This window comes from Nocardioides sp. NPDC006273, from assembly GCF_040613495.1.
Taxonomy (GTDB): Bacteria; Actinomycetota; Actinomycetes; order Propionibacteriales; family Nocardioidaceae; genus Nocardioides.
The window spans coordinates 20,052-35,587 of the sequence record NZ_JBEXSD010000059.1; the positions used below are offsets into that span (position 1 = coordinate 20,052).

Annotated in this window: 16 protein-coding genes and 1 pseudogene; 15 read left to right on the forward strand and 2 right to left on the reverse strand. The window is 69.0% G+C overall.

Annotation, left to right across the window (positions count from 1 at the left end):
- Window positions 1–157 precede the first annotated feature (157 nt).
- The 5 genes from ABZZ22_RS21820 to ABZZ22_RS21840 all read left to right on the forward strand — a co-directional run bounded on the left by ABZZ22_RS21820 (window position 158) and on the right by ABZZ22_RS21840 (window position 3,949).
- Window positions 158–1,150 carry an AAA family ATPase gene (locus ABZZ22_RS21820; RefSeq protein WP_354935787.1) on the forward strand — a complete coding sequence of 331 codons (993 nt, stop codon included), beginning with the start codon at window positions 158–160 and terminating at the stop codon, window positions 1,148–1,150.
- Entirely contained in the window at window positions 1,132–1,485 is a 354-nt protein-coding gene (locus tag ABZZ22_RS21825) for a hypothetical protein (protein ID WP_183550957.1), read from the forward strand. The genes ABZZ22_RS21820 and ABZZ22_RS21825 overlap by 19 nt, the downstream gene beginning before the upstream one ends.
- Window positions 1,486–1,514: 29 nt before the next feature.
- Complete coding sequence (locus ABZZ22_RS21830) at window positions 1,515–2,417, forward strand: segregation/condensation protein A (RefSeq protein ID WP_354935827.1); 903 nt, start codon at window positions 1,515–1,517, stop codon at window positions 2,415–2,417.
- Window positions 2,410–3,096: an SMC-Scp complex subunit ScpB gene (scpB, locus tag ABZZ22_RS21835; RefSeq protein ID WP_354935790.1), complete on the forward strand. Its 687-nt coding sequence runs from the start codon at window positions 2,410–2,412 to the stop codon at window positions 3,094–3,096. The genes ABZZ22_RS21830 and scpB overlap by 8 nt, the downstream gene beginning before the upstream one ends.
- An 85-nt stretch (window positions 3,097–3,181) precedes the next feature.
- A complete protein-coding gene (locus ABZZ22_RS21840) occupies window positions 3,182–3,949 on the forward strand; it encodes a pseudouridine synthase (protein WP_354935793.1) in 768 nt (255 codons plus the stop codon).
- Window positions 3,950–3,975: 26 nt separating this feature from the next.
- Here ABZZ22_RS21840 and ABZZ22_RS21845 read toward each other — a convergent pair whose 3' ends face one another.
- Window positions 3,976–5,079 (reverse strand): hypothetical protein, encoded by a 1,104-nt coding sequence (locus ABZZ22_RS21845; protein WP_354935796.1) that lies wholly within the window; start codon window positions 5,077–5,079, stop codon window positions 3,976–3,978.
- Between the two features lie 358 nt (window positions 5,080–5,437).
- On the opposite strand from ABZZ22_RS21845, the gene thrS reads away from it, so the two are divergent.
- The 9 genes and pseudogenes from thrS (at window position 5,438) to der (ending at window position 14,300) form a co-directional block, all read left to right on the forward strand.
- On the forward strand, window positions 5,438–6,676 hold the full coding sequence (gene thrS / locus ABZZ22_RS21850; protein ID WP_354935799.1) for a threonine--tRNA ligase: 1,239 nt from the start codon (window positions 5,438–5,440) through the stop codon (window positions 6,674–6,676).
- Window positions 6,677–7,253: 577 nt separating this feature from the next.
- Window positions 7,254–8,219, forward strand: a pseudogene (locus ABZZ22_RS21855) (DUF222 domain-containing protein); the annotation flags it as partial.
- 85 nt (window positions 8,220–8,304) lie between these two features.
- Window positions 8,305–8,520: an HNH endonuclease signature motif containing protein gene (locus ABZZ22_RS21860; RefSeq protein WP_354935830.1), complete on the forward strand. Its 216-nt coding sequence runs from the start codon at window positions 8,305–8,307 to the stop codon at window positions 8,518–8,520.
- 537 nt (window positions 8,521–9,057) lie between these two features.
- Complete coding sequence (locus ABZZ22_RS21865; RefSeq protein ID WP_354935802.1) at window positions 9,058–9,876, forward strand: helix-turn-helix domain-containing protein; 819 nt, start codon at window positions 9,058–9,060, stop codon at window positions 9,874–9,876.
- Complete coding sequence (locus tag ABZZ22_RS21870; RefSeq protein ID WP_354935805.1) at window positions 9,857–10,255, forward strand: VOC family protein; 399 nt, start codon at window positions 9,857–9,859, stop codon at window positions 10,253–10,255. Before ABZZ22_RS21865 ends, ABZZ22_RS21870 begins: the two co-directional genes overlap by 20 nt.
- A gap of 102 nt (window positions 10,256–10,357) precedes the next feature.
- Window positions 10,358–11,455: a prephenate dehydrogenase gene (locus ABZZ22_RS21875; protein WP_354935808.1), complete on the forward strand. Its 1,098-nt coding sequence runs from the start codon at window positions 10,358–10,360 to the stop codon at window positions 11,453–11,455.
- Window positions 11,456–11,465: 10 nt separating this feature from the next.
- The gene (gene cmk, locus ABZZ22_RS21880; protein ID WP_354935811.1) at window positions 11,466–12,185 is read left to right on the forward strand and encodes a (d)CMP kinase; all 720 of its coding nucleotides are present in this window, start codon (window positions 11,466–11,468) and stop codon (window positions 12,183–12,185) included.
- Window positions 12,182–12,922: a lysophospholipid acyltransferase family protein gene (locus ABZZ22_RS21885; RefSeq protein WP_354935814.1), complete on the forward strand. Its 741-nt coding sequence runs from the start codon at window positions 12,182–12,184 to the stop codon at window positions 12,920–12,922. Before cmk ends, ABZZ22_RS21885 begins: the two co-directional genes overlap by 4 nt.
- A complete protein-coding gene (gene der, locus ABZZ22_RS21890; protein WP_354935817.1) occupies window positions 12,915–14,300 on the forward strand; it encodes a ribosome biogenesis GTPase Der in 1,386 nt (461 codons plus the stop codon). Before ABZZ22_RS21885 ends, der begins: the two co-directional genes overlap by 8 nt.
- Before the next feature lie 60 nt (window positions 14,301–14,360).
- Here the strand turns inward: der and ABZZ22_RS21895 are convergent, their stop codons facing one another.
- On the reverse strand, window positions 14,361–14,825 hold the full coding sequence (locus tag ABZZ22_RS21895) for a MarR family transcriptional regulator (protein WP_354935820.1): 465 nt from the start codon (window positions 14,823–14,825) through the stop codon (window positions 14,361–14,363).
- 169 nt (window positions 14,826–14,994) lie between these two features.
- On the opposite strand from ABZZ22_RS21895, the gene ABZZ22_RS21900 reads away from it, so the two are divergent.
- Window positions 14,995–15,489 carry a VOC family protein gene (locus tag ABZZ22_RS21900; RefSeq protein ID WP_354935823.1) on the forward strand — a complete coding sequence of 165 codons (495 nt, stop codon included), beginning with the start codon at window positions 14,995–14,997 and terminating at the stop codon, window positions 15,487–15,489.
- Window positions 15,490–15,536: the final 47 nt, after the last annotated feature.

Here is a 15,536-nt window from a genome sequence, read left to right on the forward strand (position 1 = left end):
TCGGCCTGCGTAGCAGAATCAGCCGGATTTGCCTTGTGACACGCCCGGCGCGGCTCCTACAGTCGCGCAGATCCGGGTCTTAGAGTCGCCGTGTCGACATATAGACCCGCACGCCGTGATCGTCCTAGGCCGCGGCAACTCAACCGGGGGTGGAGGAATGGAAGACAGCTATTTCGGAGCAGGTGGTGCGACCGCGCCGCAGTTACCTCCGCAGACTCCGGCGGCCCCGCCGGCCTATCCGCCCTCGGCCCGGCTCCGTGCCAACGCCCCCGAGCCCGACGCGGGCTCGTTCGATGGCCCAGGCAAGAACAAGAAGGGTCCGACCGGTCGCCCCTGGCCGAACCTCCCCGAGCCGGGCCCCGCCACCGGCGGCCCGGCGCGCACGGTCGCGATGGTCAACCAGAAGGGTGGGGTCGGCAAGACCACGACCACCATCAACCTGGGGGCGGCGCTGGCCGAGCACGGCCGCAAGGTCCTGATGGTCGACTTCGACCCGCAGGGGTCGCTCTCGGTCGGTCTCGGGCTCCAGCCCAACGAGATCGAGCTGACCGTCTACAACCTGCTGATGGAGCGTGACATCACGCTCGCGGACGTGGTCGTCCCCTCCGGCATCGACGGGGTCGACCTGCTCCCGGCCAACATCGACCTCTCCGCCGCCGAGGTGCAGCTCGTCCAGGAGGTCGCTCGCGAGCAGACCCTGGCCCGTGCCCTCGCCCCCGCCGTGGCCAACTACGACGTGATCCTCATCGACTGCCAGCCGAGCCTTGGCCTGCTGACCGTCAACGCGCTGACCGCCTCAGACTCGGTGGTCGTGCCGCTGGAGTGCGAATACTTCGCGCTGCGCGGCGTCGCCCTGCTCAAGGACACCATCGACAAGGTTCAGGAGCGGCTCAACCCGCGTCTGAAGATCGACGGAATACTGGGCACGATGTACGACGGCCGCACCATGCACAGCCGAGAGGTCATGGAGACCCTCGTCAACGGCTGGGGTGACCGCGTCTTCCACAGCGTCATCCGGCGGACCGTGAAGTTCGCCGACTCCACCGTGGTCGGTGAGCCGATCACCGAGTACGCCTCCAGCTCGACCGGCGCCGACTCCTACCGGATGCTCGCCAAGGAGGTGCTGGCCCGATGGCAACGCGACGCGTGAGGGTCCCGGCCGCTGACGACCTCTTCCGGCGCACCGCCGATGCCGCGGCGGCCGAGGCGAAGGCCCGCCCGGTCCACGCCGTGCCCGAGCCGGCCGAGGAGACCCCCGCTGCCAAGAAGCGCTCCAGCGGCCGCGTACGTCATGACGAGAAGATGACGGTCTACATCACCTCCGAGGAGCTGCTCGAGCTCGAGCACGCTCGGCTCAACCTCCGGGCCAAGCACAGCATCGCGGTCGACCGTGGCCGGCTGGTGCGCGAGGCGCTGGCGATCGTGCTGGCCGACCTGGAGGAGCACGGGGACGACAGCGCCCTCGTGCACCGGCTCGCCGAGTGACGGTGCTCGATGGTCGGACGGCCGCACAGATGATGGATGGCCCGGACGGGGCCGACGAGCAGGAGCCGAGCGGCGCCGGGGGTTTCGAGGTCCACCTCGGCAACTTCGAGGGACCCTTCGACCTGCTGCTCAGCCTGATCGCCAAGCACAAGCTCGACATCACCGAGGTCTCCCTGGCCACGGTGACCGACGAGTTCATCGCGTACGTCAAGAAGGGCGCCGCGGACAGGTCCGAGGATGGCGGCAAGGGCATCTGGGACCTGGAGCAGACCTCCAACTTCCTGCTGGTCGCGAGCACGCTGCTCGACCTGAAGGCGGCTCGGCTGCTTCCGCAGGGTGACGTCGAGGACGAGGAGGACCTGGCGCTGCTCGAGGCGCGGGACCTCCTCTTCGCGCGGCTGCTGCAGTACAAGGCGTTCAAGCAGGTCGCGGCCGTCTTCGCCGATCGGCTCGCCAAGGAGTCCAAGCGCCACCCGCGCTCGGTGCAGCTCGAGCCGCGCTACGCCGGCCTGCTGCCGGAGGTGCTGATCGGGATCGGGCTGGAGCAGTTCGCCCAGCTCGCGGCTGCCGCGATGGCGCCCAAGCCCGGGCCGCCGGAGATCGGGCTGTCCCACATCCACGGGTCGAAGGTCTCGGTCAAGGAGCAGGCTGCCCTGGTCATCGAGCGGCTGCGCGCCGGGGGACAGGTCACCTTCCGCAGCCTGTGCTCCGACTCGCCGGACACACTGACCACGGTCGCCCGGTTCCTCTCGCTGCTGGAGCTCTTCCGCGAGGGTGCGGTCGCGTTCGACCAGGTCACCGCGCTGGGCGAGCTGACCGTACGTTGGACCGGGGACGAGGCGCTCGATGTCGATGAGCTGATCCAGGACGAGTTCGAAGGGCAGCCGCCCACGGAAGGCGGCGCCGATGACGAGGAGTTGGACGATGACTGAGGCTGCGGCAGCGGAGAGCGACGAGACGCTGGCGATCGACTTCGCCGACCTGCGGCCGGCGCTCGAGGCGGTGCTGATGGTCGCCGACGAGCCGCTCGTGGCGGCCTCGCTCGCCTCTGCGGTCGGCCATCCCACCGCAGAGGTGGTCGCAGCGCTCGAGGGCCTCGCCGCCGAGTACACCGAGCAGGGTCGCGGCTTCGATCTGCGCAACGTCGCAGGTGGATGGCGGTTCTACACGCGTGCGGAGTACGCCGGTGTCGTCGAGGGCTTCGTGCTGGAGGGCCAGCAGGCCAGGCTGACCCAGGCGGCCTTGGAGACGCTGGCCGTGGTGGCCTACAAGCAGCCGGTCTCCCGGGCCCGGGTCTCCGCCATCCGTGGGGTCAACGTCGACGGCGTGATGCGCACGCTGCTCACCCGCGGGCTCGTCGAGGAGGCCGGTCAGGACCATGAGACCGGCGCCAACCTCTACCGCACCACCGGCTACTTCCTGGAGCGGATCGGCATCACCGACCTGGGCGAGCTCCCCGAGCTGGCGCCCTACCTGCCCGACCTCGCCGACATGGAGGAGGAGCTGACCGAGCAGGTCGGCCCCGCGGCGCTGGCGGCGCAGCCGGAGGAGGCTGGGGCGGACGAGGCCGTGGCGAATGGGGATGCCCCCTCGGATGCGGCAGAATCGTAGGCGTGAACGAGCGTCAGCGAGTGAACCAGACAATCATCACGCGGCCGCGTCCGTACACTGGCGCTTGCGCTGCGGAGGTGGCCGCGTGAGTAGCCTTCCTGAGCGAGACGATCTGCCGCTGGACGACGAGGGCCTGATCCGGCTCCAGAAGCTGCTGGCCCTGGCCGGCGTCGCGTCGCGGCGCGGCAGCGAGATCCTGATGCTCAACGGCGAGGTCGAGGTCAACGGCGAGGTCGTCACCCGGCTGGGCACCAAGGTGGACCCCGGCAAGGATGTCGTCCGCTTCGGCGGCAAGCGTCTGCCGCCGATCTCCGGCAAGGTCTACCTGGCGCTCAACAAGCCGCGTGGCGTGGTCTCGACGATGAGCGACCCGGAGGGCCGCCGCAACCTGTCGGACGTGGTCGCCGACCGCCCGGAGCGGCTCTTCCACGTCGGCCGCCTCGACACCGACACCGAGGGCCTGATCATCCTCACCAACGACGGTGACTTCGCCCACCGGCTGGCCCACCCCAGCTACGAGGTCGACAAGACCTACGTCGCCGAGGTCTCCGGCGAGATCTTCCCCAACGTACGCAAGCAGCTCCTCGCCGGCGTCACCCTCGAGGACGGCCCGGTCACCGTGACCAAGGCCCGGATCATGGAGACCCGCAAGGACAAGTCGATCATCGAGCTGGTGATCCACGAGGGGCGCAACCGCATCGTTCGGCGTCTCCTCGATCACCTCGGCCACCCGGTCACCCGCCTCACCCGCACCCGGATCGGCCCGGTCCGCCTCGGCAGCATGAGGCCCGGCGACATGCGTGACCTCTCCCGCGAGGAGCTCGGCGAGCTCCTCGACACCACCGAGCTCTGACCCGGCGGCGGACGCTGTCGATGGCGTCAGTCCAGGTCGGCGTACGCCGCGAGCCCGCTGAATCCGGCGCCGATGTAGGTGCCGACCGTCCACAACCGCCCGTCGACGTCATCGAGGCCGGTCAGGACCGCGTCGTCGGTGCTCGGTGTCGTGGTCTCAACGAACCGGGCGCCGTCGAGGGCCAGTACGAAGGGGGTCGCTCTCAAGTCCGCGTCGAACTGCTCGCCGACCGCGATGGGACCGGTGCTGGTGACCTCGATGTCGTAGAGCTGAGCCGACTGCTTGGGAGCACGTGCAGCGGACCATCGCCGGCCGTCGAAGTGCCAGATCGTCGGCCGCTCGCCCCGCCGGGTGTGCTCGACCCCGGCCGCCCAGATGTCGTTGCGGCTCGAGACCGCGAAGCTGGTGAGGATATGGCTCCCGGCGTCGGGGAAATTCTGCACCAGGGTCCAACGGCTGCCGTCGAAGTGAGCAAGCCCTGGGTTCAGCGCGAGCCAAATGTCGTCGGGTGCGATCACCGCGAGCTCGTTCCCGTTGAGCGCCCCCTCGATGCCGTCGTCGTGCAGCGTCCAGGTGCCTGCGGCGTACTGGTAGACCACCGCATGCGCGGAAGAGTCGGTCTCACCTGCGAATCCGCTGACCCAGACGGTGCCGTCGGTTCCGAGGGCGATGTCACTGAACTGGCCCACCAAGACATCCGGGCCCTTGATCTCGCTCCAGGCACCGCCTTCCCAGTTGAGTAGGAGCGGGTGGGCGGTGCCGTTCTCGTCGTACGTCACCCCGGCGGCCCATGCGTCGCCGGTCGGATCGGCCGCGATCGCGTCGAGCTGACCGGTTGACGCCGGCGTCGGAGTCGCGGCCCAGGACCCGTCGACCCGGCGAACGATCACTGGTGAGGTGGCTTCGCCACCGTCGGATCCGGTCCCGACCGCCCAGGTGGTACCTCCGCCCGTCGCCACGTCATCGAGCATGACGTCGGTGAGCGGTAGGTCGACCGGCGTGACGGTCCAGGCGGGCGCGGGTACGACACCGGCGCTGGCAGGCGCGAGTGCCCATCCGGCCAGTGTCGTAGTGATGGTGGCCGACGCCACCGCGATAGCTGCGCGTCGACGGGTGCTGCTGCTCTGCATCTCGTGCCCCTTCGTTCAGCGACGGAGCCGATCTCCGTCGTCCGTGGGGGTGACGCTCTGGGAGGTCTCTCGGTTGCATGCCCGACCGGATCCCCGGCTCGGCGGGCGAGGGTCTGCGGCCACGCGGACCGGGCGGGACCTGAGCCCGACGTCGGATACACAAACCCGATGCGTACGCCGTCCGCGAGTCGCTAAGGTGGGCGGCATGCAGCAGCGCGTGATGAGCACGACGACGCCGGACCCACTCCGGCGCTGACCTGCTGTCCACCTTTTTCGCACCCCGCCCCGGAGCAGTGCTCCGGGGCGGGGTTTCGTCTCTGGCGGCAGTGTTCCGGGCTTCCACCTCAGGAGCACACCCATGAACGCCGATCATCGCGACCTCAACCGGGACCTCGACATCTTCGCCACCGACCCGCTGGCCGGTGCCGGGCTGCCGCTGTGGCTGCCCGACGGGGCGGTCGTCTTCGCCGAGCTGGAGCGGCTGGCCGCCGAGCTGGCCGGAGCCGACGGCTGCGTACCGGTCAAGACCCCGGTGCTGGGCAAGCGCGCGCTCTTCGAGCGCTCGGGGCACTGGGCGAAGTTCGCAGAGGACATGTTTCCGCCGATGTCCATGGGGTCGGGTTCGGAGGGGGAGAGCGGCGACGAGCTCGTGCTCCGTCCCGCCAACTGCCCCCACCATGCGCTGGTCTACAAGGCCCAGCAGCACTCCTACCGCGAGCTCCCGATCAGGCTGCACGAGCTCGCCCCGATGTTCCGTGCGGAGCGCTCCGGGGTGCTCTCCGGGCTGAGCCGGGTGCGCCAGATCAACCTCGACGACACCCATGTCTTCTGCCGCCCCGACCAGGTGGCCGACGAGGCCGGCAAGGCGCTGCTCTCGGCGCTGAGAGCCCAAGAGATCCTCGGTCTGCGGGTCGACTACGTACGCCTCTCCCTCCGCGACGACTCGCCGTCCTACCTCGGCTCCGCCGAGCAGTGGGACGATGCCGAGATGGCGCTGCGGAAGGCAGCGTCCGTTGCCGGCGTCGCGACCGTCGAGGCGCCGGGCGAGGCCGCCTTCTACGGCCCCAAGCTCGACCTGCAGGTCATCGACCCAGCAGGCCGCGAGGAGACCATCGCCACCGTTCAGGTCGACTTCAACCAGCCCGAGCGCTTCGACCTGAGCTACGCCGCCGCCGACGGCTCCCGGCAGCGGGTCGTGATGGTTCATCGCGGCACCGTCGGCTCGATGGAGCGTGTCACCGCAGCGGTCCTGGAGCGCTATCAAGGCCGCCTCCCGCTGTGGCTGGCGCCGAGCCAGGTCGCCGTCCTCCCGGTCTCCCCGGCTCAGGATCAGGTTGCCCGAGGCCTCGTCGACGCTCTCGTTGCCGAAGGCCTCCGCCCGCGTCTGGACCCCGACGGCTCCCTCGGCGCGCGGATCCGTGCGTCTCGGCGCCGTCGTGAGCCGCTCATCGCTGTCCTCGGCTCTGCCGAGGCGGCTGCGGGCGAGGTTCAGGTACGGGATGTGGGCGCGGGGGTCGAGCGGCGGGTTCTGGTTGGCGATCTCGTGGCGGCGATGAAGGGAGCGTACGTCTCGCGGGCGGGTGAGGTCGCGTGGTGAGGTTCGGCTCTTGGCGGTCGAGCTTGTCCAGACCCCACCCCTGGTTGAGACCTCATCTCCGCTGGTCGAGCCGCCGGAGCCGCTAGGCGGAGGCGTGTCGAGACCAACACAGCTCCTTACCGGAACGACCAGCCCCCGGTGGTCGAGCTTGTCGAGACCTCCCTGCCGGAAACCTTTCGCCGAAGGGCCAGCGTGGGCCGCCGACCCGGCTTCGAGGGTGTTCTCGACATGGCCCGGAGTCAAGGCGATGTATCGAGCTTGTCGAGATGACGGCCTTCGGCCGCCGGCTGCGCCGGCCGCTACGCGGTCCTGGACACCGGGCCATGTCGAGAAAAATGATGGCTGGCTATCGGGGCGGCGGCCCGGGTGTGGCGCGGAGGAATCTTGCTTCGGAACGGTGATGTGCGTGGGTGTAAGGGTGGCCCTTCGGGCCACTTACCATCCACAAGTATGAGGTCGTTCGCTCACCGCGAAAACAGTGTTTGACCTGCGCATATAGGTAGATACACGGGATTGGAGAGAGTAGAATCAGACCCATCACGACACGCCTCTGAACACTCGGAGAGGAGGGGCGGTGATGAGTCTTGAACCCGAGATCAACCACTGGGGCACCAACCCCGGCGATGTGATCGATGCAGAGCTCGCCGCCCTCGAGTCTTCCCTCGACGCGCTGCTCGCCCGAGATCCTGCCTACTGGCGCACCGGTCAGAAGAAGGACCGGTTGAAGCGGCTGGAGATCCTCCAGGCCAAACAAGCCGCGTTGAGACTGCGGGTCCTCGCTGTCTCGGGTGACATTGCTGAGGAGACCGGCGCCAAAGATGTCTCGGGGTGGATGTGGACCGAGCTCTTGGTCGACAAGAAGGTCGGACGCGCTGAGGTGAAGCTCGCCGCCGGACTCGCGAGGTACGAGCTCGTTGCTGCCGGCCTCGCTGAGGGTGTGGTGTCCCCAGACAAGGCGAGGGTGATCGTCAAGGCGCTTGAGGCGGTCGAGGCCGACCCTGAGGCCACCGTCGAGAACCTGGTGCTCGCGGAGAAGCTGTTGGTCGAGTACGCCACCCAGATGACCGCCAAGGAGCTGAAGACCATCGGGAAGCGGATCCTGTTCGAGGTCGATCCCGAACGGTTCGAGGCCGCCGAGGCCAAAGCGCTGCAACGGGAGGAAGAACGCGCCCAACGCCGCACGTTCTTCACCTCGCGTGCCAATGGCGACGGGACCGTGGACATCCACGCCCGGGTCTCATATGCGGTCGGCCATCGACTCCGCACCATCCTGGACTCGCTGGCCCAGCCGAGGAAGCTCTCGGCTGAGGACCGGGGCCGTAAGGCTCCCTATGACCGGCTGCTGGGCCAGGCCTTCGCCCGGATCGTTGAGACCTACGACGTGGACCAGTTGCCCCGCCACGGTGGCCACGCGACCACAGTGTTCATCACCATGAATGTGGACGACCTCCGCAACGACCTCGGCACCGCAGCCCTCGGGTTCGATGGAGAGCAGATCAGCGCTGCTGAGGCCCGCCGGATGGCCTGCAACGCCGACCTGATCCCGGTAGTGCTGGGCACAGGCTCCGAGATCCTCGACTTCGGCCGCACCACCCACAAGGCTCGCCCACCCCGTTCAACACCGGGCACTGCGGTTACGGGACAAGTGTTGCCAAGCCGAAGACTGCGACGCGCCAGCCGCCTGGACCGAAGCACACCATCTCAAACCCTGGTCGGCAGGCGGCCGAACCGATCTGGCGAACATGGTCTTGTTGTGTTCGAGTGATCATCGTCGGATCCACGACCCCAACTACGACTATGAACGCCTCCCGGACGGACGGATCCGGTTCACTCGCCGCGTCTGACCGCGCTGCGGCCTGCTGGCGTACCGGTCAGGCCTTGTGAAGGGCTTCACGAGGTCGGACCCTCGGTCATAGCCGACGACCTCATGGCCTCCGGCACTCTCCCTCGTGAACGATTCACAAGGTGTCATCGTCTAGTGCAGCACCCCGACGAACCTCCCCTGGCAGGACCGCCCGTCCCCGGTCCTCAAGCCCGTACCCAACCCGAACTCGCTGCGCCATACCCCGCCGCCGACCCGATAACCAGCCAAATTTCTCGACGGATCACGGTGTCAAGGATCGCCGCAGGCGACCGGCGAAGCCGGCGGCCGCAGGCCGTCATCTCGACAAGCTCGATACATCGCCTTGACTCCGGGAGCCGGCGTGAACACCATCCAAAACGGGTCGGCGGCCCCAACCCAACGAAGACCGACCAGCCACAAACGCCCGAAACTCGCCATCGAAGCCAAGAACCCACCACCGCACAGCGCTATCGCACATGCTCCCCACCCGCCGCGATAGCGCATGGGCAACCCGCCCCGACCGTGGCACCATCGAGATATGACCGTGCCGGGAGTGCTGCGGCCCTACGTCACCTCGCTGGTCACCTACGACGTGGACTTCGGGGCGCCGGGGGTGCACCGGGGGATGCCGTCGACCGAGATCACCTTCGTGCTGTCTGTCGATGAGCCGCTGGTCACCTCCTGGGGGAGTGGCACCGAGCCGGTGACGGCATGGTCGCTGGTCTCCGGGCTGCATACTCGGCCGGCGGCGATCCATCACCGGGGCCACCAGCGGGGCGTGCAGCTCGGGCTCACCACTGCAGGGGTGCGGGCGCTGTTCGGGATGCCGGCCGCAGCCTGGCGCGGCGAGCTCTTGGCCCTCGACCAGGTAGCCGCACCCGGTGGCGTACGCGATCTTCCGGAGCGGCTGGCCGAGGCCGATCCGCAGACGTGGGGACAGCTGGTCGTGGCCAGGCTGGTCGGCGCCCTGGCGCGCTACGGTGAGCCCGGCCCGCAGGCGGAGGTGGGCCGCGCGCTGGCGTTGCTGACCGGGGGAGCGGGAGTGCAGGAGGTGGCCGACGACGTCGGCTACAGCCGACGGCGGATCAGCGACCTGGTGCGCGCCGAGACCGGGGTCGCACCGAAGCAGTTCCAGCGGCTGGCGCGCTTCGACCGGTCCCGCGGGCTCGTCGGCCGGATGCCGCTGGCGCAGGCGGCGATGGCCAGCGGCTACGCCGACCAGGCGCACCTGACCCGCGAGTGGCACGAGTTCGCCGGGTGTACGCCGACGACCTGGCTGCGCGAGGAGTTCCCATTCGTTCAAGACCTCGCCGACCGGCAGCCGGTTGACTCGAGGCATGAGCACAGAACTCGTTGAAGACGTAGCGAAGATCAAGTACTGGCAGTCGATGGCGTTCCAGGACGCCGAGGCGATGATGACGTGGCTGAGGGCGATCGGCTTCGTCGAGCACGCCACCTACCGTGAGGACGGCATCGTCGTCCACGCCGAGTGGCTCTGGCCCGCTGGGGGAGGGCTGATGTTTGGGCAGGTACGCGACGAAGGGGTCCTGAAGGCCACCGGAGGCTCCTCCGCCTACCTGATCGACGACGACCCCGACACGCTTTTCGACAAGGCGGTCGCGGCCGGAGCCACCGTCGTCCGGCCGATGGTCGACCAGCCCTACGGCGGCCGCGGCGGCACCGTCACCGACCCGGAGGGCAACTCCTGGTCCTTCGGTAGCTACCAGCCATCATGAGTGCCTCGCGATATCGCACATCGGGGGTGCCTTCCGCGATAGCGCACCACAGGCCCTGAGACGAAGAGGTCCCGGAGGTACCGACCCTTTAGCCTTGGAGCCATGAGACAGGCCTACGAGTCAGGGGCCGGGGGAGCGCTGACCGGTCCGGTCGAGATCGTCGGCGTCGGGCTGTTGGGCACCTCGGTGGCGCTGGCGTGTGCGGCGGCGGGGCTGGACGTGCTCCTCAGCGACGCGGTCGCGAGCCACGTACGCACTGCGACCGGCCTCGGGGCCGGTCGTCGCCGCAAGCCCGGCGACACCCCGCAGCTGGTCGTCGTCGCGGTCCCGCCGGCACATCTCGGTGAGGTGATCACCCAGGTCCTGGCCGACAGCCCCGACGCGGTCGTGACCGACGTCGGCAGCGTGAAGGCATCGCCGCTGGCCTACGTGCGTGAGCACAGCCGTGACGACGTACGCCGCTACGTGGGCGGGCACCCGATGGCCGGAAGCGAGCGCTCCGGACCGTTGGCCGCGACCGCGACCCTGTTCGAGGGACGTCCCTGGGCGCTGACGCCGCACGCGGACGCCGACCCGGCTTCCACCGAGCTCGTCGGCGAGCTCGCCAGGCTGTGTGGTGCGGTCCCGATCACCCTCAGCCCCGAGGACCACGACCAGGCGGTCGCCCGTACCTCCCACGTACCGCATCTGATGGCCGCCCTGGTGGCGGGCCGGCTCGCGGTGGCGCCCGAGGGACACCTGGGCCTCAGCGGCCAGGGCGTGCGCGACGTGACCCGCGTCGCTGCCGGCGACCCCGGCCTCTACGGCCAGATCGTGGCCGGCAACGCACGGGCAGTGACCGATCTGCTCACCGAGGTCCGCGCCCAGCTCGACGAGATGATCTCGGCCGTCGGCAACGGCGACGCGGCTGCCCTGGACGTACTTCTCAAGGAGGGGCAGGCCGGCACCCGGGCCATCCCCGGCAAGCACGGCCGGCCCCAGACCGCTCAGGCGAGCGTCTACGTCACGGTGCCCGACGAACCGGGCAACCTGGCCAGGCTCTTCGCCGACGCGGGGGAGAGCGGCGTCAACATCGAGGACGTACGCATCGATCACGACCCCGGCCGCCCGGTCGGTGTCATGGAGCTGATCGTGGCCGACGACGCGGCCGACCGGATGCAGACGGTTCTGGAGTCCCGAGGTTGGGTCGCTCACCGGTAGGCTCCCGCCCGTGAGCAGCAGCAATCCCAACACTGACCCCGCAAGCATCGTCATCGCCGTCGACGGCACGTCCGGCTCCGGAAAGTCGAGCACCTCGCGCGGGGTCGCCGACCGTCTGCGGATGCGCTATCTCGACACCGGTGCGATGTACCGGGCGATGACCTGGTGGATGCTCACCAACGACATCGACGTGCACGACGCGGAGGCGGTCGCGGCTGCGGCCGGCAAGCCGGTGATCACCTCCGGCACCGACCCGCTCGGCCCCACGATCGCGCTCGACGGTGGCGACGTCTCGGTCGAGATCCGCAGCGACCGGGTCAACGGAGCGGTCTCCCCGGTCGCCACGGTCCCCGAGGTCCGGTCGCGCCTGGTCGCGCTCCAGCAGCAGGAGATCCGCGACGCGCTCGCCGCCGGGTCCGGCATCGTCGTCGAGGGCCGCGACATCGGCACCGCGGTGTGGCCCGAGGCCGACCTGAAGCTGTACGTCACCGCCGACCCCGCCGCGCGTGCAGCACGCCGCGCCGCCGAGGAGGGCGGCACCGACGCGGAGGCCGTCCGGGCGTCGCTGGAGAGCCGTGACAAGATCGACTCCACGAAAGGCGGTGCGGCGGTGCCGGAGGGCGCCACCCACCTCGACACCACGCCCTACACGCTGGAGGAGGTCATCCAGCTGGTGGTCGAGCTCGTCGAGACCACCGCACGCGCGACATCCGCCAAGGCGGGGGAGTGAGCGCGAGCCCGAACGCGGGTATGCCCCGCAGCGAGCTCCCGCTCACGGATGACGTCCCGCACCCGAGCCGGTGGGCGCTCTACCACATCAACGTCTACGCCCGGTGGGTGATCCGGCGCCGCTTCGACGTGCGGTTGCACGAGACCGCCAACATCCCGAAGAACGGACCGGTTGTCTTCGCCTCCAACCACATCGGGATCATCGACGGTCCGCTGCTGGCCATCTTCACACCGCGACCGGTGCACGCGCTGACGAAGCTGGAGATGTTCGAGCACTGGTTCCTCGGCCCGTTCCTGCGCTGGGCGGGGCAGATCCCGCTCTACCGCTTCGGCAGCGACCCGACCGCGGTGAAGATGGCGCTGCGGGTGCTGCGTGAGGGCAACGCGATGGGGATCTATCCCGAAGGCACCCGCGGCGCCGGCGATTTGGCACACTTCAACCGCGGAGCCGCCTACCTCGCCCTCGCCTCGGGCGCCCCGGTGGTGCCGGTGGCCATGTTCGGCAGCCGCGACCCGGGCGGCGGGATCTCGTCCCTGCCGCACAAAGGTGCTCTGATCGACATCGTCTATGGCGAGCCTTTCCGCGTGGAGCGCGTAGGCTGGCCACGTACCAGGGAACAAGTCGGGCATGTGTCGGGTTTGCTCCAGAAGCACATGCTGGTCCAACAGGACCATGCGATGGCGTTGACCGGTCGCGAACTGCCCGGTCCGCTACCTACCGAGGAGAACGATGACTGACCCCGACGTTTCGTACGAGGACGTACGAGACCTGAACGAGACCGACGAGACCCCGACCGGCCCGCTGCCGGTGCTGGCGGTCGTCGGGCGCCCCAACGTCGGGAAGTCGACCCTGGTGAACCGGATCATCGGACGCCGGGAGGCTGTCGTCCAGGACGTCCCCGGGGTGACCCGCGACCGGATCTCCTATGACGCCAACTGGAACGGCAAGGCGTTCACGCTCGTCGACACCGGCGGCTGGAACCCCGACGCCCAGGGTCTGGCGGAGCGGATCGCCGCCCAGGCCGAGATCGCGGTGTCCCTGGCCGACGCCGTCCTCTTCGTCGTCGACGCGACGGTCGGCATCACCGACGCCGACGAGGCGGTCGTACGCATCCTGCGCAAGTCCGGCAAGCCGGTCATCCTGGCGGCCAACAAGGTCGACGACATGCGCACCGAGGCGGAGGCGGCCGCACTGTGGAACCTCGGGCTCGGTGAACCGTGGCCGGTCTCCGCGCTCCACGGCCGTGGCTCCGGCGACATGCTCGACGCGATCCTCGCGGTGCTTCCCGACCCGCCGCCGATGCCCGAGGGCACCGAGATCGGCGGCCCGCGACGTATCGCGCTGGTCGGCAAGCCCAACGTGGGCAAGTCCTCCCTGCTCAACAAGCTCGCGAAGGAGGAGCGGGCGGTCGTCGACAACGTCGCCGGCACGACCGTCGACCCGGTCGACGAGCTGATCATGCTCGGTGACCGGGAGTGGCGCTTCATCGACACCGCGGGCATCCGCAAGCGGGTCAAGGAGTCCTCCGGGCACGAGTACTACGCCTCTTTGCGCACCACGACCGCGATCGACCGCGCCGAGGTGGCCGTTCTCGTGATCGACGGCGGCGAGAAGATCTCCGAGCAGGACATCCGCATCCTCCAGACGGTCCGCGAGGCCGGTCGCGCGCTGGTCATCGCGTTCAACAAGTGGGACCTCGTCGACGAGGACCGTCGCTGGCAGCTCGACCGTGAGGTCGAGCGCGAGCTCGTCCAGGTGCAGTGGGCCCCGCGGATCAACATCACCGCCCGAACCGGATGGCACGTCGACCGCCTGGTCCCGGCGCTCGACAAGGCTCTCGAGGGCTGGGAGACGCGGATCGGCACCGGTGCGCTCAACTCGTTCCTCGGCCGTCTCGTCGCCGAGCACCCGCACCCGGTCCGCTCCGGCAAGCAGCCGAAGATCCTCTTCGCCACGCAGCCCTCGACGGCGCCGCCGACCTTCGTCCTGTTCACCAGCGGCAAGCTCGAGGCCTCCTACGAGCGCTACATCGAGCGCCGCCTGCGCGAGGAGTTCGGCTTCGTCGGCACCCCGATCGTGCTCCAGCAGCGGGTTCGGGAGAAGCGCAAGCGCTAACGGGCCGAACGAAACAGGCCCGCGGGTCACCACCGGTGACCTGCGGGCCTGACGTACGTCCTAGGCCGACTTGGCCTCGAGGCGCTCGAGCACGCCCTGGTAGAGCTTGGTCAGGGACGCGACCTCCTCGGGTGTGAACGCGTCGAACATGACCTGACGGATCAGCTTCACGTGCTCGGGGGCAGCAGCCTTGATCGCCTCGAGCCCGGCAGGGGTGAGATCGACATAGGCACCGCGCCGGTCGTCGAGGCACTCACGACGCTCGACGAGACCACGCGCAGCCATCCGCATCACCTGGCGCGAGAGCCGGCTCTTCTCCCACTGGAGCTTGTCGCCGAGCTCGAACATCCGCAGCGAGCGGTCGGGAACGTCGGTCAGGTTGACCAGGACGTCGTAGTCGGCGAGGGAGAGGCCGTTCTTGGCCTGGAGGTCACGGTTCATCCGCGATGTGAGCTGTGCGTTGACGGCCAGCCAGGCACGCCACGCGACCTGTTCGTCGTTGCTGAGCCACTTGACCTCATCCATGAGGGCTACCTTACCGAGTCGTAACCGGCGCCTTCAGCACGACCGTGCATCGGGGGCCCGGCGCCGCCGGCTACGAAAACGGTTGATGCAGAAACTAGACTCTGTTCCGGCCCCTTGGGCGCCGACCCCGTAGGGCAGGTCGGGATCCGGCACCGGCATGAGGAGAGCGATGAGCATCGACACGGACAACATCTCGAAGGACCGGGAGCGGATCAAGAAGGAGTACCTCCGCGAGGAAGCCGTCCGCCCCGCCAGCACCGCCCGCGGGATCCATCACACCGCGCTGCTCGCCTCGGACGTACGCAGGTCGATCGACTTCTACCAGGGGCTCCTGGAGTTCCCGCTGACCGAGATCTTCGAGAACCGCGACTACGCCGGCTCCGACCACTTCTTCTTCGACGTCGGGGCGGGCAACCTGCTGGCCTTCTTCACCCTCCCCGGGCTGGACCTGGGGGAGTACGCGGAGGTGCTCGGCGGGCTGCACCACATCGCGATCTCGGTGACCGCTACGAGGTGGGACTACCTGCGTGCGAAGCTGGACGACGCGGGGGTCGACTACGTGATCGAGTCGAAGTCGTCGATCTACTTCGCGGGACCCGACGGCGAGCGGCTCGAGCTACTCGCCGACCCGCTGGGGGAGATGTACGGAACCAAGGTCCTCTGACCGGACCGCTGGACCGGTCAGACGGCCGCCGAGGCGATCGCGTCGGC